The sequence below is a fragment of the Opitutus terrae PB90-1 genome (assembly GCF_000019965.1).
Taxonomy (GTDB): domain Bacteria; phylum Verrucomicrobiota; class Verrucomicrobiia; order Opitutales; family Opitutaceae; genus Opitutus; species Opitutus terrae.
The window spans coordinates 4,874,645-4,894,999 of sequence record NC_010571.1 but is presented as its reverse complement, the minus strand read 5'-3'; the positions used below and the strand labels follow the sequence as shown (position 1 = coordinate 4,894,999).

At 65.4% G+C, this 20,355-nt stretch carries 18 protein-coding genes; 9 read left to right on the top strand and 9 right to left on the bottom strand.

The window, feature by feature from the left end:
- Positions 1-124 precede the first annotated feature (124 nt).
- Positions 125-1,282, bottom strand: coding sequence for a XylR family transcriptional regulator (locus OTER_RS19025; RefSeq protein WP_012376569.1), 1,158 nt, complete (start codon positions 1,280-1,282; stop codon positions 125-127).
- 418 nt (positions 1,283-1,700) lie between these two features.
- On the opposite strand from OTER_RS19025, the gene OTER_RS19020 reads away from it, so the two are divergent.
- The 3 genes from OTER_RS19020 (at position 1,701) to OTER_RS19010 (ending at position 4,635) form a co-directional block, all read left to right on the top strand.
- The gene (locus OTER_RS19020; RefSeq protein WP_044891890.1) at positions 1,701-2,000 is read left to right on the top strand and encodes a hypothetical protein; all 300 of its coding nucleotides are present in this window, start codon (positions 1,701-1,703) and stop codon (positions 1,998-2,000) included.
- 266 nt (positions 2,001-2,266) lie between these two features.
- Entirely contained in the window at positions 2,267-3,685 is a 1,419-nt protein-coding gene (locus OTER_RS19015; protein ID WP_012376567.1) for an exopolysaccharide biosynthesis polyprenyl glycosylphosphotransferase, read from the top strand.
- A 167-nt stretch (positions 3,686-3,852) separates the two neighbouring features.
- On the top strand, positions 3,853-4,635 hold the full coding sequence (locus tag OTER_RS19010; protein ID WP_012376566.1) for an alpha/beta fold hydrolase: 783 nt from the start codon (positions 3,853-3,855) through the stop codon (positions 4,633-4,635).
- A 68-nt stretch (positions 4,636-4,703) separates the two neighbouring features.
- Here the strand turns inward: OTER_RS19010 and OTER_RS19005 are convergent, their stop codons facing one another.
- Entirely contained in the window at positions 4,704-5,087 is a 384-nt protein-coding gene (locus OTER_RS19005) for a four helix bundle protein (RefSeq protein ID WP_012376565.1), read from the bottom strand.
- 119 nt (positions 5,088-5,206) lie between these two features.
- Positions 5,207-6,601 (bottom strand): MATE family efflux transporter, encoded by a 1,395-nt coding sequence (locus OTER_RS19000; RefSeq protein ID WP_012376564.1) that lies wholly within the window; start codon positions 6,599-6,601, stop codon positions 5,207-5,209.
- Positions 6,602-6,953: 352 nt separating this feature from the next.
- Here OTER_RS19000 and OTER_RS18995 point away from each other — a divergent pair, with 352 nt between their 5' ends.
- The gene (locus OTER_RS18995; RefSeq protein WP_044891889.1) at positions 6,954-7,619 is read left to right on the top strand and encodes a sigma-70 family RNA polymerase sigma factor; all 666 of its coding nucleotides are present in this window, start codon (positions 6,954-6,956) and stop codon (positions 7,617-7,619) included.
- 280 nt (positions 7,620-7,899) lie between these two features.
- Here the strand turns inward: OTER_RS18995 and OTER_RS18990 are convergent, their stop codons facing one another.
- The 3 genes from OTER_RS18990 to OTER_RS18980 all read right to left on the bottom strand — a co-directional run bounded on the left by OTER_RS18990 (position 7,900) and on the right by OTER_RS18980 (position 10,796).
- Entirely contained in the window at positions 7,900-8,784 is an 885-nt protein-coding gene (locus tag OTER_RS18990) for an FAD:protein FMN transferase (protein WP_012376562.1), read from the bottom strand.
- A 61-nt stretch (positions 8,785-8,845) separates the two neighbouring features.
- Positions 8,846-9,073 (bottom strand): hypothetical protein, encoded by a 228-nt coding sequence (locus OTER_RS18985; protein ID WP_012376561.1) that lies wholly within the window; start codon positions 9,071-9,073, stop codon positions 8,846-8,848.
- 1 nt (position 9,074) lies between these two features.
- Positions 9,075-10,796 carry an NAD+ synthase gene (locus tag OTER_RS18980; RefSeq protein WP_012376560.1) on the bottom strand — a complete coding sequence of 574 codons (1,722 nt, stop codon included), beginning with the start codon at positions 10,794-10,796 and terminating at the stop codon, positions 9,075-9,077.
- Between the two features lie 207 nt (positions 10,797-11,003).
- Between OTER_RS18980 and OTER_RS18975 the strand changes: the two genes are divergently transcribed.
- From OTER_RS18975 to OTER_RS18960, 4 genes are all read left to right on the top strand, one after another.
- The gene (locus OTER_RS18975) at positions 11,004-11,642 is read left to right on the top strand and encodes a Maf family protein (protein ID WP_012376559.1); all 639 of its coding nucleotides are present in this window, start codon (positions 11,004-11,006) and stop codon (positions 11,640-11,642) included.
- Positions 11,639-12,760 (top strand): hypothetical protein, encoded by a 1,122-nt coding sequence (locus OTER_RS18970; protein WP_012376558.1) that lies wholly within the window; start codon positions 11,639-11,641, stop codon positions 12,758-12,760. The genes OTER_RS18975 and OTER_RS18970 overlap by 4 nt, the downstream gene beginning before the upstream one ends.
- Positions 12,757-13,524, top strand: coding sequence for an RluA family pseudouridine synthase (locus OTER_RS18965; RefSeq protein ID WP_012376557.1), 768 nt, complete (start codon positions 12,757-12,759; stop codon positions 13,522-13,524). The genes OTER_RS18970 and OTER_RS18965 overlap by 4 nt, the downstream gene beginning before the upstream one ends.
- 364 nt (positions 13,525-13,888) lie before the next feature.
- Positions 13,889-14,938, top strand: a complete 1,050-nt coding sequence (locus OTER_RS18960; RefSeq protein WP_012376556.1) for a 3-deoxy-D-arabino-heptulosonate 7-phosphate synthase — start codon at positions 13,889-13,891, stop codon at positions 14,936-14,938.
- Positions 14,939-15,266: 328 nt separating this feature from the next.
- Here OTER_RS18960 and mutS read toward each other — a convergent pair whose 3' ends face one another.
- From mutS to OTER_RS18945, 3 genes are all read right to left on the bottom strand, one after another.
- Positions 15,267-17,834, bottom strand: coding sequence for a DNA mismatch repair protein MutS (gene mutS / locus OTER_RS18955; RefSeq protein WP_012376555.1), 2,568 nt, complete (start codon positions 17,832-17,834; stop codon positions 15,267-15,269).
- A gap of 286 nt (positions 17,835-18,120) precedes the next feature.
- A complete protein-coding gene (locus OTER_RS18950) occupies positions 18,121-18,942 on the bottom strand; it encodes a hypothetical protein (RefSeq protein ID WP_012376554.1) in 822 nt (273 codons plus the stop codon).
- A 46-nt stretch (positions 18,943-18,988) separates the two neighbouring features.
- A complete protein-coding gene (locus OTER_RS18945; protein ID WP_237702391.1) occupies positions 18,989-19,774 on the bottom strand; it encodes an ExeA family protein in 786 nt (261 codons plus the stop codon).
- Between the two features lie 251 nt (positions 19,775-20,025).
- Between OTER_RS18945 and OTER_RS18940 the strand changes: the two genes are divergently transcribed.
- Positions 20,026-20,346 carry an FtsB family cell division protein gene (locus tag OTER_RS18940; RefSeq protein WP_237702390.1) on the top strand — a complete coding sequence of 107 codons (321 nt, stop codon included), beginning with the start codon at positions 20,026-20,028 and terminating at the stop codon, positions 20,344-20,346.
- Positions 20,347-20,355 lie beyond the last annotated feature (9 nt).

Below are 20,355 nucleotides of genomic sequence, written 5' to 3'. Positions count from 1 at the left end.
GTAGTCAGTAGAGAGGGCGATCGTGCCCTCCGGTCACTCGTCAGATTATCGCGTGCTGCCGCGCGGAACAATGAGTTCTGTTCCAGCCCCGACTGAGGATTTTAACAACGCGGCGGAGCCGCGCTCAGCGGCCGCTCCGGCTGCGCTTGCGGTATTCGCCGGGAGAGATGCCGGCAAAGCGCTTGAACACGACTGAGAGATACTCGGTGTGCTCGAAGCCGGTGACCTCGGCGATTTGCTTGAGCGGGAGATCGGTCTCGACCAGCAGCTGCCGGATCTTCGCCATCTGCGTGCGGCGGATTTCCGCCTGCGGCGACCGGCCCAGCACCCGTCGGAATTTCATCTCCAGCAAGCTGCGGGACACGAACGTGTGTGTGACCACTTCGTCCACGGTGATGCCGCGGCATGCGTGCTCGCGGATGAAGCTCAAGGCCACGGCCACATGCTTGTCGCTGATGGCGAGAATGTCGGTCGACAGCCGGGTGACGACGCCGACGGGGTCGATGCGCTCGTCGTCGCGCGCGAGCGGGTGGCCAGCCATCAATTGCGCGAGCCATTCGGCGGCGCGCAGACCGGACTGAAACGGATTGGCGGCGACGCTGGAGAGCGGCGGGTAGACGAGTTCACAGCGGGCGACACCGTTGTTGGCGCCGAGGACGGCGATTTCCTCCGGAACCAGCAGCCCGGTCGTTTGCGCGGCGCGGACCAGCTGGATCGCACGAAGATCGTTGCAGGCCATGACGGCTGCAGGTTTCGGGAGATGCTGCACCCACTGGACGAGGCGGGCCGTCTGCCGGGCGTCCCAGGCCGGCGTGAGTTCGCCGGGGTAGTCCACCTCCAACACGGCCGCGTCTTGACCCGCGAGGCGGAGGGCCTCGAGAAAACCGTCGCGGCGTTCCTCGGCCCAGCCCTGGCCGCTGAACCCGCAGAAGCCAAAGTGAGTGAAACCGCGCTCGAGAAAATGCTCGGCGCCGAGATGACCGATCGTGACGTTGTCGGGCCGGATCTTCGGCACGCCGGGGAAACGCGGACAGTCATTGAGGTCGACGAGGGGGATGTCGAGCGTCGCGCAGGTTTTCGCGAGCACGGGCGTAGTGTGCCGGCTGATCACACCCTTCCAGCGCCTGCTGCGCAGCCAGGCAGGGTCACGCTCGGCGCGTGCTTCGTCATCAAGGAACACCGACCAGAGCTCCTGCGAACGCTGGTATTGCGTGATGCCGGCAAGCATCTGCGTGCATTCGGGGAACCGTGTCAGGAAGATCAGCAGAACCTCGGGCTTCATCCGTGAAAGGGCGGGCGGGACGTGGGGGGCAACCCGGGAGCCGCGGGGCGGCGATGTCAAATGCGAATGCTGCGGGGTTGCACGCACATTCTGCGCGCTCGGCAGAATAGGGCTGCGAAGATCAGCGGTTCCACTGTCGCGCATGTGCGGCCGGACGCGCGGAACGCGGCGAAATTTGCTCAAGATCCGCCGCCAGGTTCGTGCGGCGGGTCTCCGCGGCTTCGCATTAGTCAGAGATCATGCGGGTGCGAATGGCATCGGCGTCGGGTCGGTGTACGTCTGAAGGCGCGGAGGGCGCGACCGGGAGGAACCGCCTGTGGGGAGAGCAAGAGCCGCCCTTGTCGCCAGCCTGACCGCGTAAAATTACGCGGTTTCTGCGTTTCAGCGAAAACGGGTTGCGGTCGAGAATATGAGAGCAATGAGACCTGCCGCGTATCGCTACCGCCTGCATGCCGATCTTCCGTTCAAGTTCGATTGCGGCGGTGCCCAGTGGCACGTGCAGAAGCGTTCCGTCGGCCAGGCGGCACATGAGTGCGAGCTAATCGGACCGAGCCGCTATACCGTGACGACGGCGCGCGACGAGAAGAGTTTCTGGAGTCAGCTGCGCGAGAAAGGCGTTGAACTGCTGCCGAACAGCTATGCCTGCACGCTTTTCCTGCACCTGGAGCAGCTCGGTTTGGCGGAGCGGGTCGACGAAATCACGGCGGACGCCGCCTGATTCTTTTTGGGGTCGGTTCATGTAGTCGTGAGATTGCGGTGAAGGAGTAGGGTGCGTCGCGGGCGCGATGCGTTCGCGCGCCGGGGTCAGCGACCCCGGCTACAATCGTGGCACGTCGAACCGCGACGAGGGCGTCGCGGTTCCATGTCGGTAGACGTAGTCCGCTCAAGCAGCGGACCGCGCGTAGCGCCGTCCGTCGCCGAAGCGCCAGCGGGCGGCATCGCGGACGCTTGCGCGGGTTGCGGCCGGACCGCATAACGAGGCGCATGATCACGACCCGGGCGCGCGGCCTGGCCAATCTTCACGCGGGCGCCATCACGCTGTTCATCGGCGTGTTTTTCTGGGTCTACGCGAACGTGATCTATCACGTGCCGTTCGTGCGGCTGAGCCGCTCGGTCAACCTGCTGCCGTATTTCCTCTGCATGGTTGGCGGCGTGCTGTTGTCCTCGCGCGATCTCACCCGGCTGGCGGCGCGGTTTCACTTGCTGAACTGGACCGATGCGGCGCGGCTGGCGGGCCGGCAGACGGCGCTGATGGCGTTGCTGACGTTCACGATGATGTTCGCGACGCAGGATCGCAGCATCAGCCGGCTGTTTCTCGGCAGTTTTCTGGTCTGGAGCTGGCTCGGACTGACGCTGCTGAACGCCCGGCTGCCGCAGCTGCTGGCCCGAATCATGTTCGCGAAGGGCCAGCGGCTGCCGACGCTGTTCATCGGCCGGCTGAGCTCGCTGTCGCGGCTGAACGACTGGATCGTGCACAAGGAGCCGCTCGGTATCCATCCCGTGGGCGTCCTCTCCGATGACGATCCGCCTGCGGGTGAGCCGCCGGGCGGTGTGCCGTGGCTTGGCCGGGTCGCGGAGCTGTCGCGCATGCTGCGCGAACGCGACGTTGCGCAGCTCGTGCTGTTGGAGTTTCCGGCGACCGATGCGGCCGCGCGCGAGATCATCGACCAATGCCAGGAACGTGGCTGCCGGCTGCTGATTCACAATAATATCGAGGAGCGCACCACGCATCCGCTGGTCCCGATCACGGAGGAGGGGCGTCATTTCTACACGCTGCAGGAGGAGCCGCTGGAAGATCCGGTGAACCGGCTGTTGAAGCGGGGCTTCGATCTGGCGATCGCGCTGCCGGTGGCGGTGCTGGTCCTGCCGCCGCTCTGCGTGTGGGTGGCGCTGATGCAGCGGCTGCAGGCGCCGGGGCCGCTGTTTCACGTGCGGCAGCGCCGAGGCATGCGTGGAAACACCTTTGCGATGCTGAAATTCCGCTCGATGTATGTGGATACCGGCGACGAAGCCGCGGAATCGCGACAGGCGCGACCCGATGACGAGCGGATTTTCCCGTTTGGCCGTTTCCTGCGGCGGCGAAGTCTCGATGAGTTCCCGCAGTTCTGGAATGTGCTGCGCGGCGAGATGAGCGTGGTCGGCCCGCGGCCGTACATGCCGATGCTCGACGAGGAATTCCGGTTGCAGACGAAAGCCTACCGGACCCGGCATCTCGTGAAGCCGGGGATCACCGGGCTCGCGCAGAGCATGGGCTATCGCGGGGAGATTTTGGAAAAGGAGATGCTGAGCCGGCGGCACTCCTGGGATGTGCACTACATCACGCACTGGTCGTTCTGGCTGGATCTGCAGATCAGCGTGCGGACGCTCGCCCAGGTACTGTTTCCGCCGAAGACGGCGTACTGAGTGCGTGACCTCTCAGGGTTTGGAATTCGGGTTGCAAGCCTGGCCACCGGACGGGCGCTCGCTTACCGAGCGGACCTACAGCTGGAACCCGAAACCCTGAACCCGAAACTGCGGCGGCGGACGCCGCCGCGGTTGCAGCGGCGCGGGTTCCCGCGTTGGGTGAGGGCGTGGTTTCTCTCTTCCATCGTGACTTGGGCGGAGCGGGTCAGCCGCCGCTGGTGATTTTGCACGGGCTGCTTGGTTCGTCGCGCAATTGGCAGACGGCCGGGCGCGATCTAGCGGCGTATTTTCATGTGTTCGCGCTGGACCTGCGCAATCACGGCAGCTCACCGCATGCGGACGAGATGAGTTACGAGGCGATGAGGGACGACGTGCTCGGCTGGATGCAGGCGCAGGGGATCGAGCGGGCGACGTTGCTCGGTCACAGCATGGGCGGGAAGACGGCGATGCTGCTGGCTTGCCGGCAGCCGCAGCGCGTGGAGCGGCTGGTGATCGTGGACATCGCACCGAAGAACTACCACTGGGTCGGGCACCGCGCGGAGTTTGCCGCCATGACCGAGCTCGATCTCGCGCACCTGAAGTCACGCGCGGAGGCCGAGCTGCGATTCGAGGCGCGGGTGGACGACTGGGCGATGAGGAAATTTCTCGCGACCAACCTGGAGCGCGGCGAAGGCGGCGGTTGGCGCTGGGCAATCAATCTGCCCGTACTCACGGCTGCGTTGCCCGTGCTGGAACGGAGTCCGCTGCGTGCGGACGACCGCTACGACGGACCAGCGAAGTTCATTGTGGGTGAGCGGTCGACGTATGTGTCGCCGGACGACCGCGGCGAGATCCGACGGTTCTTCCCGCGCGCCGAGATCGAAACGATTGCCGGCTCCGGTCACAATCCCCACATGCAGGCGCGGGAGGCCTTTGTGCGCAGCGTCTCGGGCTTCGCCCTCGACCGGTGAGGCGGTGAACCCGTGAGGCGGTGAAGCGGTGAACCGTAAAGCTGCGAAGCCGTGCCGCTGCGGTGCGGTCAGACCGCTGAGGGAAGGCAGAACAGCGTGTGTTTTTGAATCATTGCGCCTAGCAGCTTGCCGACACGGTCGGCATCCGAACTCAAAGCAGCCGAGATTTTATCCTGCAAATAACGGCAGGCTTGTGCCGTGGCGATCCAGTGGCGGGTTTCCGAAAGCTCGCCATCAGCCTCCGTCAGCTTGCTGAGGAAATGTGCCGGGTAGCGGCGTTTCGCCCAAGCTTCCGATAGGTTCGCCCCAACCGAGCGCGATGATCGACGGACCTGATCGATGAGCGAATAGGTTTCTTCTTTTGGCCATTTCTGAGAAACGGCGAAGATCTCCTGCTGCAGGTGGAATGCTTCGCGATATACGTCCAACTCCTGCACGTAGTGTGCTTTCACGCGCCGATCGAAGCTTCTCTCGGCGGCGGATCGAGCTCCGGGAGCAACATCATCGACGGAATGCCGGACCGTTTCACGGCGTCACGGCTTCACCGCCTCACCGTTTCACTGTTCGGCTTTTACGCCGCGGCGGCGTTGGCGCCGACGGACTCGCTCAGCGCCTGCGCGCGGCTGCGCTTCGCGAACGGGAGCCACTGCCGGAGCTTCCAGCGACGATACATGATGATCCCGCGCAACCATTCGTCGACGGCCATGGAGATCCAGAAACCGACGAGCCCGAAACCGAGTTTCAGTCCGAGCAGCCAAGCCAGTGGCACCCAGATGAACCACATGCACACGGCGCCGATCTGCACGGGGAAGCGCGCGTCGCCGGTCGCCCGCAGCGAGTTGATCACGACAATATTGAAAACCCGGCCCGGCTCGATCAGCACGGATAACCGCAGCAGCAGCGCCGCGCCCGCGATGATATCGGCGGTGGGTGTGAACACGTGCACGATGGCGGGAGCGGCGAGCGCTACGACGATGGCGGCCCCGATCGCAATCGTGAACCCGAGCCGCAGGCTTTTGAGCAGCTCGTGGTAGGCGCGCTCGAAGTCGCCGGCGCCGACCATGTGGCCGATGAGAATCTCGGTGCCGAGCCCGAGCGCCACGCTGAAGACCATCACCAGCCGCTGCACCTGCAGCGTGTAGGATTGAATCGCGAGTGCCTCGCCGCCGAGCCGGGCGATGAAGGAAGTCACCACCATCAACGCGAGCCAGTAACTCAGGTGTTCGCCGGCGGCGGGCAGTCCGATGTGCAGGATCCGGCGCACGCGCTGGCGGGAAATTTCGAGGAAGTTGCGTGCGCGCAGCCGGAGCTTCGTGCGGTAGTCGAGCAGGATCCAGAGCGCGATGCACGCGCAGCAGCGGCTGAAAACGCTGGCGAGCGCGACACCGAGGACGCCCATTTTGGGAAATCCAAACCAACCGAACAGCGCGGTGCAGACGGCGAGGAAGTTGATGATGTTCTGCCCCAACGTTACCAGCATGGCGTCGCGGGTGTGATGGTGCGCGCGGAGCACGGCGGAGATCGACATGTTCATCGACTCCATGAACAGCGTGCCGCCCATCAGCGTGAGGAAGGGCACCGCGAAGGGCATCAGGTCGCCGGGCAGCTGCATCAGCCGCAGCATCGGCGCGGCGAAGGCAAAGACGCACAGACTCACCGCGACGCCCATCCAGGTGTTCACGCTGATCGCTGTCGTGGCGATGTGATCGGCGCCGGCACGATCCCGCGCGCCCAGGTGATGCGTGATCACGACGCTCGCGCCGATGGCGATGAAGTTGAAGACGATCAGGAACAGAATGACGATCTGGTGCGCCACCCCAAGCGCGGCAACGGCGCCGTCGGAAATGTGGCTGACCATGAACACGTCGACCGTGCCGACGAGGATGCGCAGCGCCTGCTCGATGAAGATCGGCCAGGCGATCGACAGCAGGTTCTTGGGTTGAGCACGAGGTGCGGCGGAGGACACGGCAAAAAGGGCAGGAGCATACCCGGCTGGGGGCCGATCCTGTCAATCTGCACGCGGCACCATCCACCTAACCAGCCGGCACACGGGTTGATGCAGATGAACGGCCGCTGTGTCGGCCCCGGAACGGCGAAAAGTGGAGCCCGGCGTCGCTGCCGGGCTTGCTCGTTACGTCAGTGATCGGGCGCCGAAGCGGTGGAGCGAAGTTCCCGGCTACAGATAGCCAGCCGGGACGCCGGGCTCCACCAGGACGCACGGCAAGTCCCGCGCCCGGGTGGCACTTCGGTGGAAATGCGCCATGCTGTAACCACGACGCGCCGGCGCGCATCCAATCCCGTCGATGCAACCTGACACGATGACGACTCCAATCGAAAGCCCCGAAACGATCAGCGACTTTGCGGTGATTGATGAGGTGGTGCGCGGCAACCGCGAGATGTTCGAGGTGCTCGTGCGCCGGCACAACCAGCGGCTGTTCCGCGTCGGCATGGCCTGCCTCGGCCGGCGTGAGCTCGTGGAGGATGCGATGCAGAACGCGTATCTGAAGGCTTTCCTGCACCTGCCGCGATTCCGAAGGTCGGCCGCCTTCGCGACCTGGTTGACACGGATCATGGTCAACGAATGCCGGATGCTCCTGCGCAAGCAGCACACCGTGCGCGAGGACGAGTGGCTCGAGGAGGATCACACTGCGATCCCGGACGAGCAGGTGACGCCGGCCGGACAGAATCTAAGCCTCAACGAAATGAAGACGCTGCTGGAACACGCGATCAACGAACTGCCGGGAAACTACCGCACGGTTTACGTGATGCGGGAGATCGAGCAGCTAAACACGGCGGAGACGGCGGAATGCCTCGGACTTTCGGTGGAGAACGTGAAGGTGACGCTGCATCGCGCGCGCGAGCAGCTGAAGACGCAACTGCTGAAGAGCGCGGCGATGCCGGAGTTGTTCGCGTTCAAGGCGCCGCTGTGCAATCCGTTCACCGCGCGGGTCATGGCCCGGGTGCTGGAAATCTCGCGACGGTGAGGGGGATGGGAGCGGAATAGGCGAGAGCTGAGAGTCCAGAGCTGAGAGTCTAGTGCTGAGAATCCAGAGCGGAGAGCTCGGACTAGTTGAGAGGGATGAGGGTTGAGAGCCGGAGATGGGCTGAGGTGTGATCGGATGTCACCGGGCTCGGTGAGCCCGGGGCCGGGGTCACCGACCCCGGCTACAGAAGATGGTGGAGCCGCGGCGCCCCCGCCGCGGTCGGATGTTTCCGTTCGCCCGCAGACGCGACGAGGGCGTCGGCGTCCCCAGCGCCGTCGATCTACCCGGCCAGTCTGCCGTAAACCAGCAGCTGTCCGTCGGCGGTGCTGATGGCGGCGCCGATTTCGGGATGATCGGCGCAGAACGCAGCGATTTCCGCATTGCTCATCACGAAGAAGGCGGTCGACAGCGCATCGGAAGCCGCAGCGCTGTTCGCGAGCGCCCAGACCCGCGTCGTGCGGTCGGCGGAGCGGCCGGTGCGCGGATTCTGCAGGTGCACGCCCTTGACCGCGATGCCCGAGCCGCTGAGCGCGCTGTCCGCCAGCGCCAGCGAACGTTGGGCCGGTTCATCGCCGAGTCCGATCGGCCAGCCGGCGTGCCCGGTCGGCGCGGCGAGCGCGAGCACACTGCTGCCGCCGCTCTGCAGGCATGCGGCGGGAATTTCCCACTCACGCAGCAGCGCACCGATGCCATCGAGGGCGTAGCCCTTGCCGATCGCACCGAGGTCGAGGTGCAACCGGTCAATGTGTGACGTTAGCGTGTGCGCATCCGGGTCGAGCGTGAAAGGTGGAGAGTCCTGGCCTGCAGTCGTTGAAGCAGGCGCGGGCGCTCGTGCTGGGTCGGCCTCAGCGAGCCCGGCTACAGCCGCCGCGCGACGCGAAGCGTAGGCCGGATCGAAGGCGTGGCGCGTCGCGACGGTGAATTCGGCGGCGAGCAGCAGGCACTGCAGCGCATCCTCGCCGATCGCGATCGTCTCGCCGCGGGCGATCCGGTTGGCGCGAGCGATATCGCTCGATTGCACGTAGCGGCTGAGCTCGGATTCGAGCCGGTCGATTTCGCGCCACGCCGCCGTCGCCGCCTGCTTGGCGTAAGCCTCGGACTGGTCCGCGATCGCGATGGCGAACGTGGTGGCCATGGCCTCGTGTTGGAACTCGAACCAGCTCATCGGGGAAATCCCAAACGCCAAGGATCCAAAACGCCAAAGAAAACGCGGGAGCGCGCTGCGATCACCCGCGATGGATCGCGCCGGTGAGGCAGAGGAAGGCGGCGATGAAGCAGATCAGCGCGCCGAGAGCGTGTCCGGTGAGCGTGAGATGAAATCGGGCGCGGTGGCGTTCGCGGGTGATCGGCCGGCGACGCGAACCAACGTAACCGCGCTGGCGGGCGCGGGCGAACTGGTAGCGGAGGATCAACGCGGCGACGAGCAGGCCGGCGCCCAGGATTTTCTGGCCCACGTTAGCTCACGTATTTTTGGACGATCGGAATCCGCCGGCCGACGCCGAACGCGAGCGGCGTGATCTTCAAACCAGGCGCAGCTTGCTTCCGCTTGTATTCGTTGAGATCAACCTTGCGCACGACGTCGTTGACGACGGCTTCCGCGAAGCCCTGCGCAACGATGTCGCGGCGCGAGTGCCCTTCCTCGACGTAGGAGCGCAGGATCGCGTCGAGCACGTCGTAGGGCGGCAGGCTGTCCTGATCGAGCTGGTCCGGTCGCAGTTCGGCGGACGGCGGCTTCGTGATCGTGCTCGCCGGAATGATTTCGCCCGTGCGCCCAAGCCGCGCGGCATACACCTGGTTGATCCAGCGTGCGACGGAGTAGACCTGCGTCTTGTAGAGATCGGAAATCACGGCGAGGCCGCCGGCCATGTCGCCGTAGAGCGTGCAGTAGCCGACGGCCATCTCGCTCTTGTTGCCGGTCGTGAGGAGCAGCGCGCCAAATTTGTTCGAGAGCGCCATCATGATCACGCCGCGGATCCGGGCCTGGATGTTTTCCTCCGTGACGTCGCGCGTCCGACCGCGAAATGCGTCCGCGAGAACGGCCTCGGTTGCGGCCACAGGCTCCGCGATGGCGATCGTTTCGAAACGGATGCCGAGGTTCTGCGCGAGCTGGCGGGCATCGTCGCGCGAGTGTTGCGAGGAGATCGCCGAGGGCAGCGAAACGCCGGTGACATTTTCGGCGCCCAGCGCGGCGGTGGCGATCACGGCAACGAGTGCGGAATCAATGCCACCCGACAGCGCGATCAGCGCGCGCTTGAATCCGCTCTTGTGGGCGTAGTCGCGCAGCCCGAGCACCAGCGCGTCGAAGGTGTCGGCGCACTCCGACGCGACGCAGCCGGTCGCAGCCGGCAAACGCGCGGGTAACGTTGCGGCGGGCGCGGCGGCCTTGCGCGCGGTGGGCGGCACATGCGTCGACGGCACGTCGATCACGCGCAGCGCGTCCTGAAACGCGGGCAGTTTTTCGATCACGGATCCGTCGGCGGTGCAGGCGAGGCTGCGGCCGTCGAAGATCAGCTCGTCGTTTCCGCCGACGACGTTGAGATACACCGTCGCGCAGCCCAGCGCGCGCGCCGTGTCGGCGATCAGCGTTTCGCGCAGATTGTCCTTGTCGAAGTGCCATGGGCTGGCGGACACGTTGACCATCAGGTCGCAGTGCTGCGCGGCGAGTTGCTGCACGGGATCCGCGCCGCGATGGAGCTGGCGCGTGCTGATCATCGGATGCGTCCAAATGTCCTCGCAAATGGTGATGCCGATCCGGGCGCCGGCGTGCTCGACGACGATCGGGGCGGACGCCGGTTCGAAATAGCGGTCTTCGTCGAACACGTCGTAGGTCGGCAGCAGGCATTTGCGCGCGGTGGCGACGATCTGGCCGGCGCGGCAGAAAGCGGCCGCGTTGTAAGTGGGCCGGCCGGAGCCGGTCGTGTTGCGCGTGACCGTTCCGATCAACGCTGGCACAGAGCCGATCTGCGCGGCGATTTGCTGGAGCGAGTCCTCGCAGTCGCGAACGAAGCGGCGCTTGAACAGCAGGTCGCGCGGCGGATAGCCGCAGACGGCGAGTTCGGGAAACGCGACCAGCTCGGCGCCTTGGGCCACCAGCGATTGGTAGGCGTCGAGGATCAGCCGGCGGTTGCTGGCGAGATCGCCCACGGTGGGATTGATTTGAGCAAGACCGACGCGCATGAGTCCCGCACCGTGAACAGGAAGCTGAGGAGTGACAACTCCGGGGTTGGATGCAGTCGCGCGAATCGACAGGTGGGGTAGGGCGGGCATTCCGCTGCCCGCCGGGAGGGTCTTGGGATGTTCGCGGCGCTCACGGAGTGAGCGCCCTACCTTCGGACTGGCATTTTGAAAGTTGAGTTTCGCCGCGGGCGTGCGGAACGTGAGCGGATGTTTGGAGTGGAAGGTGCATCCTCTGAGACGACGGAGCCAAGCCGGCTGATCCTCGCGTCCGCTTCGCCGCGGCGGCGGGAACTGCTGGGCGGGCTGGGGATTCCCTTCGAGGTCGTCGTCGCCGGCGTGACGGAACACGAGGCGGAGGATGCGGATCCGCGGCTGATGGTGGCGCACAACGCCGCACTGAAGGCGGATTGGGTGGCGGCGCGGCATCCGGAGGCGTTTGTGCTCGGCGCGGACACGACGGTGTTTCTCGATTCGACCGTGTTGAACAAGCCGGCGTCGCTGCTCGAAGCGCGGCGGATGCTTCGCCGGCTCGCGGGCCGAACGCACACGGTTTTCACCGGCGTGGCGCTGCGGCATGTGCACCGCGGGGTGCGGATCGACGAAGGTGTGACCAGCGAGGTGACGTTTCAGGCGTTCGACGACGCCACGATCGACCGCTATTTTCAGGTGGTGAACCCGCTCGACAAGGCCGGCGCGTATGGAATCCAGGAAGGCCGCGAACTGATCATCGATCGCTGGAACGGCTCGTTCACCAACATCATGGGCCTGCCGATGGAAGTAACGAAACAAATTTTGACCCAGGTTGGTCTTCTGGCTGACTCGAAACCGCCAGCCGCGTCGAAATGAGCCAAACCTACGTTCCGCCGAACCCTTGGGATGCCGTGCGCCGCAAATGGGCGCGCTGGTGGGACGACCCCGACGCGCGGTCGGTGACCATCGGGCTGCTTGGCATGCTGTTGGTGCATCTGCTGCTGTTCCTGATCGGACCGCATCTGCTGCGGCACGATCCGACAGGGAACTCCGTGCTGCGGCCGCATTCCTCGGCGCGGGAGTTCAACATCGAGCTGGCGCCGGACACCTTCGTGCAGACGCCGGCGGAAAAGCCGCCGCCGCCGATGAACTTCGTCGAGGCGAATCCCAACGCGCCGGACAACGTGCCGGACAATACGAACAATTTCGCGGCTCAGAACCAACAGGTCGCGCAGCCGACTCCGACGCCGGACGGCAAAAGCGACCGGCCGGCGATCGAGGGCAAGGCGGACGTGCAGTCGACCGCGATCGTCAGTGGGCAGTTGACCCAGCCGCAGGAGGCGATGCCGGCGGCCGCGCCGGTGCCGGAGCAACCGGCGGCGACCATCGAGGCGCCACGCCGGCGGGAAGTGCCGCTGCCGGGCTTTGAAAAGACCGAAGGCGAGAACGAGAGCAGCTACGGGAGCAACATCGCCAAGTTTGCCGAAGGCGCGAAGTCCGTGGACCAGGAAGTCGAAGGCGTGGAGGACGCGCCGCTGATTCAGGGTGCCACCGGCGCGCAGCCGGCGATCGATCCGAAGCGGCCGCGGCCCCGGCCGCAGGTGGTCCGGCAGCAGCAGGTGCGGCCGGCGATTTTCCAGGAGAACAAATTTGGTACGCAGAACATCGGCGCGATCGCTTACGACGCCAAGTGGAGCAACTACGGCCAGTATCTGCAGAAGATGATCGAGACGGTGCAGATCCAGTGGGAGCGAATTTTGATCGAGAGCCGGGTGTATCCGGTGTCCGGCACACACGTGCGCGTGGTGTTCGTGATGAACGACCAAGGCGCGATCGCGCGGATCGCGAACGTCGAGGGCACCGCGGGCAATCAGGCCGAGAAGGCGTGCACGAGCGCGATCACCGCGCGCGCGCCGTACGGGGAGTGGACGGACGACATGAAGGCCGTGCTCGGCGCCGAGCAGGAGCTGACGTTCACGTTCTACTACCAGTGAGCGCCGCCGCGGAGCACGGGTCATCGCCAGCGCCGCTGGGCCGCGGCGTGGAAATCCTCGAACGCGATCCGAACGGCCTGCTCGCCCTGAGCAAACCGGCGGGCGTGCTGTCGCATCCCAACGAAGGCAAGGACCAGCCGCGGTCGCTGCTCACGTGCCATTTCGACGCCGTGGCCGAGTGCTACGTCTGGACGCCGGAAGGTGCGGCGACGTCGCAGCGCTGGTGGTTGCTGAACCGGCTCGATTCGGCGACGTCGGGCGTGATTTTGCTCGCGGCCAATGAGGAACTCGCGCGGGAAATCCGCGCGCAGTTCAAGCGGAAGCAGGTGACGAAGGTTTATCAGGCGCTCGTGTTCGGCAAACCGCCGCGGCCGGTGGAGCTCTGGCGCGACGTCGTCGCCGTGACGAAGCAAGGCGGACAGATTCGCACAACGGCCGGGGCGGGGCGCGTGCCGGCGGAGTGCAGGATGTCGGTGGTGCGTTCGCGCGGCGTCGGCGAGGGTGCGCTGGCGCTGCTGCAACTCGAACCGCGGACGGGCCGCAGTCACCAATTGCGCGTGCAATGCGCGAAACGGCATGTGCCGATCGTCGGCGACCAGACGTATGGAGATTTCCGGCACAACCGGGAGTTCGCGAAGCGCACGGGCGAGAAGCGGCTGTTCCTGCATTCGCTCGCGACGCGTTTCGAATATGCCTGGAAAGGCCGTACACACGTGTTCGCGGCGCAGGCGCCGCTGCCGGCGGAGTTCGGACAGGTGTGGTAGATGGGTGTGGCACGGGCATCTTGCCCGTGGACCGGGGTTGTGGATAGCCGACGCGGGACAGTTTTGGGGCCGGGACGCAAATGGGACCTCGGGCAACTTGGTCGACTGCACCGCCAATCCTCACGGGCGAGACGCCCGTGCCACTCACAATACGGACCGCAGGATTGACAAGCGAACGGGCGGCGCCCATTTGTGCGCACGATGAACGCCGCCGTCGGCTACTATTTCAGCTTTGGTTTCTGGGGCTACTTTACCCGGCAACATGCTGGCGGCTGTCGCGACAACTAGAGCTGAAAACCCAAGTTGAATTTCGCCCAAAGCCGCCCGCGAGGCGGCTTTTCTGTTTTTCCAACTCACCTCCACCATGATCCTCCCAAAATCCAACCGTCTCACGGCCGAGCAACTCGCCCAGGTCACCGGCATCGTCGAAGAATTCGGCTGCCGGATTCAGCCGATCGTTGGCGCCGTGCGCACGATCTACGCGATCGTCGGCGACGAGCGCGACGAGCTGATGATCAACCGGCTGGAGGGCCTCGATTACGTGGAGCGGATCGACCGGATCCAGTCTCCGTTCAAGCTTATGGACAAGCGCTCCGATCTCGCCTCGCACCGGATCAAGCTCGGTGGGGTGACGCTCGGCGAAGAACTGCTGGTCATCGCCGGCGCGTGCACCATCGACCCGAAGAATCCGAGCTACTTTTATGAGACGGCCGTGGCGGTGAAGGAGGCGGGCGCGAACGCGCTGCGCGGCGGTGTGTGGAAGCCGCGGACGAATCCGTATACGTTCCAAGGCGACGTGAAGTCGCTCGACATCCTGATGGAAGCGTCGCGGCGCACGGGGTTGCCGGTCGACACCGAGGTGATGGAGGAGTCGCAGATCAAGCTGGCGCTGGACGCCGGCGTCGCGACCTTGCAGGTGGGCGCGCGCAACGCGCTGAACTACTCGCTGCTCCGGCAGATCGGTCGCGCGATCGCGGGCCGGCCGACGGCGGTATTGCTGAAGCGCAGCATCCACATGGGCCCGCTGAGCGAGTTCATCTCGGCGGCGGAATACATCGTGGCTTTTGGGAATCCGAACGTGATCCTGTGTCCGCGTGGCACGTCGCCGGCGCTGGACGGGTATCGGAATCAGCCGGACGAGAGCATCACGCCGCTGCTGAAGGAAAAGACCTGGGCGCCGGTCGTGGTGGACCCGTCGCACTCCGTCGGCAAGGCCGCGTATGTGCCGGCGGCGGCGCTGGCGGCGATTGCGTATGGCGCGGACGGATTATGCATCGAGGCGCACGTCGAGCCGGCGAAGGGCATCGGGGACGATCCGAAGCAGGCTCTCACGCCGGACGCGTTGAAGAAAACGATTACCGACGCGAAAGCGCTCTGGGCGTTGCGGCATCCGGAGCCGGCGGTGGCGCGGTGAAACCGTGATACGGTGACGCGGTCCCTCCTTCGCCGAGCCTACGGAGGGCAAGGAAGCCGTGAAGCTGTGGAGCGGTAACGCGGTGAGCCATGGTTCGCATACGCTTGCGCTGTAGGCCAGGCCGGTGGCCTGGCAGGCGCGCTATTGAGTATTCTTCGAAGAAGTGACGCTGGGGTAGGGCGGCGAGTCCCCTCGCCGCCGCGACTGCCGGAAGTGTTCACGGCGCGGAGCGGAATCCGCGCCCTACCCGCCAATGGAAACTTCTCTCGGTAAGTCTCGATAAAGGAGCCACCTCACCGAGGTGGCCTACATTTGTCGGTTCATACGATCACAACAACTTCAGTTGCGCGTCGTCGGCGGGCTGGACGGTGATCTTCTTTTTCGGCCGCGCTTGCGGGGCCGCGGCGGGCAGCGACACCGTCGTGTCGTCGCTCTCGAGCTTGCCGAGGATCGTCTTCGCGCGATCGATCACGCTGAGCGGCAGGCCGGCGAGCCGCGCCACCTGAATCCCGTAGCTGCGGTCGGCTGCGCCGGGAATCACGCGGCGGACGAAGACGATGTCGTCGTTCCACTCCTTCACCGCGACAGAGAGATTCCGCAGCCGCGTCAGATGTTTCTCCAGCTGCGTCAGCTCCTGGTAATGCGTGGCGAAGAGCGTGCGCGGTCCCTTGGCCGGATCGCGATGCAGGTGCTCCACGACTGCCCACGCGATCGATAATCCGTCGTAGGTCGACGTGCCGCGGCCGATTTCGTCGAGAATGATCAACGAACGATCGGTGGTGTTGTTGAGGATGTTCGCGGTCTCGTTCATCTCGACCATGAACGTCGAGTTGCCGCGGGCGAGATCGTCGCTCGCGCCGACGCGGGAGAAAATCCGGTCAACGAGACCGATCCGACAAGACTTCGCCGGCACCCAGCAGCCGATCTGCGCGAGTAGCGCGATGAGCGCAACCTGCCGGATATAGGTTGATTTGCCCGCCATGTTCGGGCCGGTGATTAGCGCGATCTGCGCCTCGCTGCAACCGAGCGCGGTGTCGTTCGGCACGAACCCGGCGCTGGCACCGCGCGGCAGCGTCACGTCGGGCGAGCGGAGCATCTGTTCGACGACGGGATGCCGGCCCTCGCTGATCTCGAGTACATCGCTGTCGTCGAGCACCGGCTGGCAGTAGTCCCACTCGCGGGCGAGCAGCGCCCAGCCGCAGAGCACATCGAGTTCAGCGAGCGCCTCGGCGGTGTGCGTGAGCGCGATGGATTCGTCGAGCACCGCAGCCACGAGTGCGTTGAACAACTCGAACTCGCGGGCGAGCGCGTTCTCCTCGGCGTGGAAGATTTCCTTTTCCTTCTGCCGCAGCGCCTCGGTGACGTAACGCTCGCCGCCGACTGTGGTCTGGCGGCGAATGTAGTCGGAGGGGACGAGGTGCAGGTTGGCCTTGGTGACCTCGATGTAATAGCCGAAATTGTTCGTGAACCTGACCTTCAGGCTGCGGATGCCGGTGCGTTCCTGCTCCGTGCGCTCGAGATCGGAGAGCCAGGTCTTGTTGTCGCTCGTGAGCGAACGCAGTCGGTCGAGCTCCGCGTCATAGCCGCTCCGGATGTAGTTGCCGTCGGCGAGATCGGCGGGGAGTTCGTCGGCGAGGGCACGGGGCAGGAGTTCGCGCAGGTGCGCGAATTCCTGCAGTTGAGAGCTGAGAGCTGAGAGTTGAGAGCTGCCGAAGGCGGTGAGCTCGGCGCGGAGAGAAGGGAGCTGCGCGAGGGTGTCGCGCACGCCGCCAAGCTCGCGCGGGTTGCGGAGTCGGTTCTGCAGCCGGCCGAGGATGCGCGGAATGTCGCGGACGTTGGTGAGCGACTCGCGCAACGCGAGCAGCCGCATCGGCTGGGCGAGCAACTCGGCCACGAGTGTTTGGCGGCGGATGATTTCCGGCAGTTCGAGCGTGGGCGCCGCGAGCCAGCGTTCGAGCAACCGGGCCCCGGCGGGCGTGACGGTGCGATTGATCGCGCCGAAGAGTGAACCCTCGCGGCCGCCGCGGGCGGAGGCGAAGATTTCGAGGTTGCGCAGCGTCGCCGGATCGAGCAGCAGCGTGCGGGCGCTGCGGTATTCCTGCAGCGTGCGCAGGTTCTCGGGTTTCGCGCAGAGATTTTCCGTGGCGTAGTAAACGACGGCGCCGGCGGGGCCGAGCGCCGGGTGCGTGTGCGCGAGCCCGAAGCCCTGCAGGTTCAGCACGCCGAGTGTGTCCATCACCGTCTTGCCGCCGGTCGCGGTGTCGAAGTGATAGCCGGCGAGTTCGGAGCAGAGCCGTCCGCTGCAGAACGCGTGCAGCGCGTGCACGGCGGTCTGGTCGTGCGGCGTCGCCTGCCAGCGCGCGAGTTCGCCTTCGATCACCAGGAGCTCGGCGGGATCGAGCGCGGTCAGCACCGGCAGCAGGTTCGCGATGCTCGGATCGGTCGCGACCTTGAATTCGCCGGTGGAGAGATCGAGCCAGGCGGCGTGCAGCCCGAGTTTGTCGTAGGCGAGCGCGCAGAGGTAGTGATTGCGTGCCGCATCGAGCTGGTTGGCGGCGAGCGTGGTGCCGGGCGAGAGGATCCGCGTGAGCTGTCGGCGGACGAGCTTGCCCGCCTTGGCCGGCTCGGCCTGGTCACAGAGCGCGACCTTCTTGCCGGCGGCGAGCAGCTTGGTAACGTAAGTGTCGGCGGCGTGCGCGGGAATGCCGCACATCGGGAAATCCTGCCGCTTGGTCAAGGTGAGCCCGAGCAGCCGCGAGCCGGCGATCGCGTCGTCGAAAAACATCTCGAAGAAATCGCCGAGCCGAAAAAGCAGAAAGGTGTCCTTCGGGAGTCCGCGGCGGACCTCGAAGTATTGCTGCATCATCGGGGTCAGTTTCGCGGGTTCAGACGACATGACGGATGGAGCGCGATGGAAGCACGAAATGGAGGAGAGTCCAGAGCTGAGAGCTGGGCTGAGTTGAGAGTTGGGCTGAGTTGAGAGTTGAGGGTTGAGAGTTGAGAGTGAGGAGCGGAGCGGTGGCGGTGTAGGGGCGCAGGCTTGCTGCGCCCTCGGGGGGGGAGGCTTGGGCAGCAAGCCTGCGCCCCTACGAAAGGGGAAACGGCCGGATCGGGAGATCCGGCCCTACAAAAAGCCCGCCAGGACGGCGGGCTCCACCAGCTGGCGACACTGCGGCGCCGGCTCAGAAGTTCTTCGTGTAGACGAAGCCGTTCGCGTCGGTGAAGGTGAGCGCGTCGGGCGCGACCTTGATCAACTTGATTCCCAGCGTGCGCTCGACGATGTCGTTCACCCGGTAAACGCGGTCGTTCATCAAGACCTTGCTGTCCGTGCCCGAGGAGCGGATGCCGGTGACCTTGAGCGTGTCGATGTAAGCCAGAATCTGCGGATCCGGCTTTGGCGCTGCCGGCGACGTGGTCGGACGAGTGGCGGGTCGCTGTACCGCGGCGGAAGGAGCGGGGGCGGCGGTCGCGGTCGCGACGGTGGTGTTCGAAGTGGGAGTGGACGTCGGAGCCGTGGCGGGAGCGGTGATCGGAGGCTTCGGTGTCACCGGCGCGGGCTCGACGCGCGCGGGTGTTGAGGATGCAGCTGCCGGCGCGGAGCTCGGAGGCTTGGCTGCCACCGCGGTGGCGGGAGCGGTCGTTGCCGGGGTGACGGGTTCCGTCGTCGACGTGGCGTCCGGCTGCGCGGAGGTGATCGGAGCGGCGATCGGCGGTGCGACGATCACCGGACTCGGTGCGTTGAGGTCCACGTTCGGTGTGCTCACCGGTGCCGGTGTGGGCGCCGGCGGTGTCGGGCTTGGCCGATTGACCAGATAAACCGTGAGCACCACCGAGACCACGATCAACGCGGCCGCCGCCGCGAATCCGATGAGCACCGTCTGCGCGCGCATCGGCGCCGCGCGTTTGGCGATCGGTTGCGTGCCCGCCTCAGCCGCGGGCGCATCCGCGGCCGGTTGATGGCGGGCCCGCTGGGCTTTTTTGAGGGCTTCGTTGATCAGGCTCACGAGGCGGGGAAACGGTGAAGAGCTAGAGGGTAGAACGGCTCCGCGGTCAACGGGTGAGATTGGTCATGTCGCGGAGCGCCCGGCGGACGTCCCAGTAATTGACTTCGTCGGAATCGCGGATGAACGCCGCGAGCAGCGCGCGGTCGCAGAGATTGTTCACGATGCGGGGAATGCCCTGGCTGCCGCGGTGGATCGCGCGCAGCGCCCAGCTGGTGAAGTTCGGCCGGCCGGTGCCGCCGGCGAGCGTGATCCGATGCTGGATGTAGTGGCGCACGTCGTTGGCGGAGAGCGGATGCAGCTCGTAGTGGACGAGAATGCGCTGGCGGAGTTGGCGGAGTTCCTCGCGGGCGAGCACTTCCTTCAACTCGGGCTGACCCATCAGCACGATCTGCAGGAGCTTTTGCTTGTCGGTTTCGAGATTCGAGAGCAGCCGGATCTGTTCGAGGACATCGGTCTTCAGGTTCTGCGCCTCGTCGATGATCAGGACGATGTCGCGGCCACGGCCGATGCGATCGAGCAGCACGCGGTTCATCTGCGCGACGAGGTCCACCTGGCTGCGAGCGAGCTTGGTCTCGCCGAGCTCGGTCAGGATGGCCTTGAGCATCTGCGTCTCCGTGACGCGCGGGTTGAGGATGAGGGCGGTGTCGTAGTGGTCGGGATTGAGTTCGTTGAGGAACCGGCGGCACAGGGTGGTTTTGCCGCAGCCCACCTCACCGACGAGGACGATGAACCCCTTCCTCTCGGCGACACCATATTTCAGATGCTGCAGCGCTTCGAGATGAGTGGGGCTGAGGTAGAGAAAGCGGGGGTCCGGGGTGATGTTGAAGGGCATCTCCCTGAACCCGTAATACTCCTGATACATCGCTCGGCCGAAACTGGCGGGCGGCCCGGAAAACGCACGCCTAAACCGGTAATTCGCGGAGGGAAGGGGAGTTTTGAAATGTTTTTGGCGAAAGGACGGGTTCGTCGTACGGGCAAGGCGGGATCCCGGAGCTCGGGCGTGCGCCGGTCGAACACCGGCGCTGCTCGGCGTTGGGTGGCGACAGTCTCGGATGGGCGTTCAGTCGCCCGGAAAAGATTTGCGTGGCCGAAACGCGGGCGCGTTTGATCACGGCCGATTTTGTGAGCCTGCGCCGGATCATCGTCAGCCTCTACCTGTTGCTCTTCCTCGGAATCGGGGCGGCGTCGGGGATCTATTTTTGGCAGGCGCGGGAGGAGTATGCGCGGTTGCGGCAGCTCGAGGCGGCAAGCCAGCGCCGGCTGGCCGAGTTGGAAGCCCGGCTCCTGGAGCAGGAAAAAATCCTCGAACGCCTGCGCAACGACCCGGTCTACGTCGAAAAGGTGATCCGCCGGCGGCTGGGATACGCGAAGCCGGAGGAGTACATTTTTCGTTTCGAAGATTAACGTTTTCCC

Excerpts from the sequence above, each read along its gene's own strand:
- OTER_RS19025 (WP_012376569.1), bottom strand. The coding sequence starts at position 1,282 with ATGAAGCCCGAGGTTCTGCTGATCTTCCTGACACGGTTCCCCGAATGC.
- OTER_RS19020 (WP_044891890.1), top strand. The coding sequence starts at position 1,701 with ATGAGACCTGCCGCGTATCGCTACCGCCTGCATGCCGATCTTCCGTTC.
- OTER_RS19015 (WP_012376567.1), top strand. The coding sequence starts at position 2,267 with ATGATCACGACCCGGGCGCGCGGCCTGGCCAATCTTCACGCGGGCGCC.
- OTER_RS18995 (WP_044891889.1), top strand. The coding sequence starts at position 6,954 with ATGACGACTCCAATCGAAAGCCCCGAAACGATCAGCGACTTTGCGGTG.
- OTER_RS18990 (WP_012376562.1), bottom strand. The coding sequence starts at position 8,784 with ATGAGCTGGTTCGAGTTCCAACACGAGGCCATGGCCACCACGTTCGCC.
- OTER_RS18980 (WP_012376560.1), bottom strand. The coding sequence starts at position 10,796 with ATGCGCGTCGGTCTTGCTCAAATCAATCCCACCGTGGGCGATCTCGCC.
- OTER_RS18975 (WP_012376559.1), top strand. The coding sequence starts at position 11,004 with ATGTTTGGAGTGGAAGGTGCATCCTCTGAGACGACGGAGCCAAGCCGG.
- OTER_RS18970 (WP_012376558.1), top strand. The coding sequence starts at position 11,639 with ATGAGCCAAACCTACGTTCCGCCGAACCCTTGGGATGCCGTGCGCCGC.
- OTER_RS18960 (WP_012376556.1), top strand. The coding sequence starts at position 13,889 with ATGATCCTCCCAAAATCCAACCGTCTCACGGCCGAGCAACTCGCCCAG.
- mutS (WP_012376555.1), bottom strand. The coding sequence starts at position 17,834 with ATGTCGTCTGAACCCGCGAAACTGACCCCGATGATGCAGCAATACTTC.
- OTER_RS18945 (WP_237702391.1), bottom strand. The coding sequence starts at position 19,774 with ATGCCCTTCAACATCACCCCGGACCCCCGCTTTCTCTACCTCAGCCCC.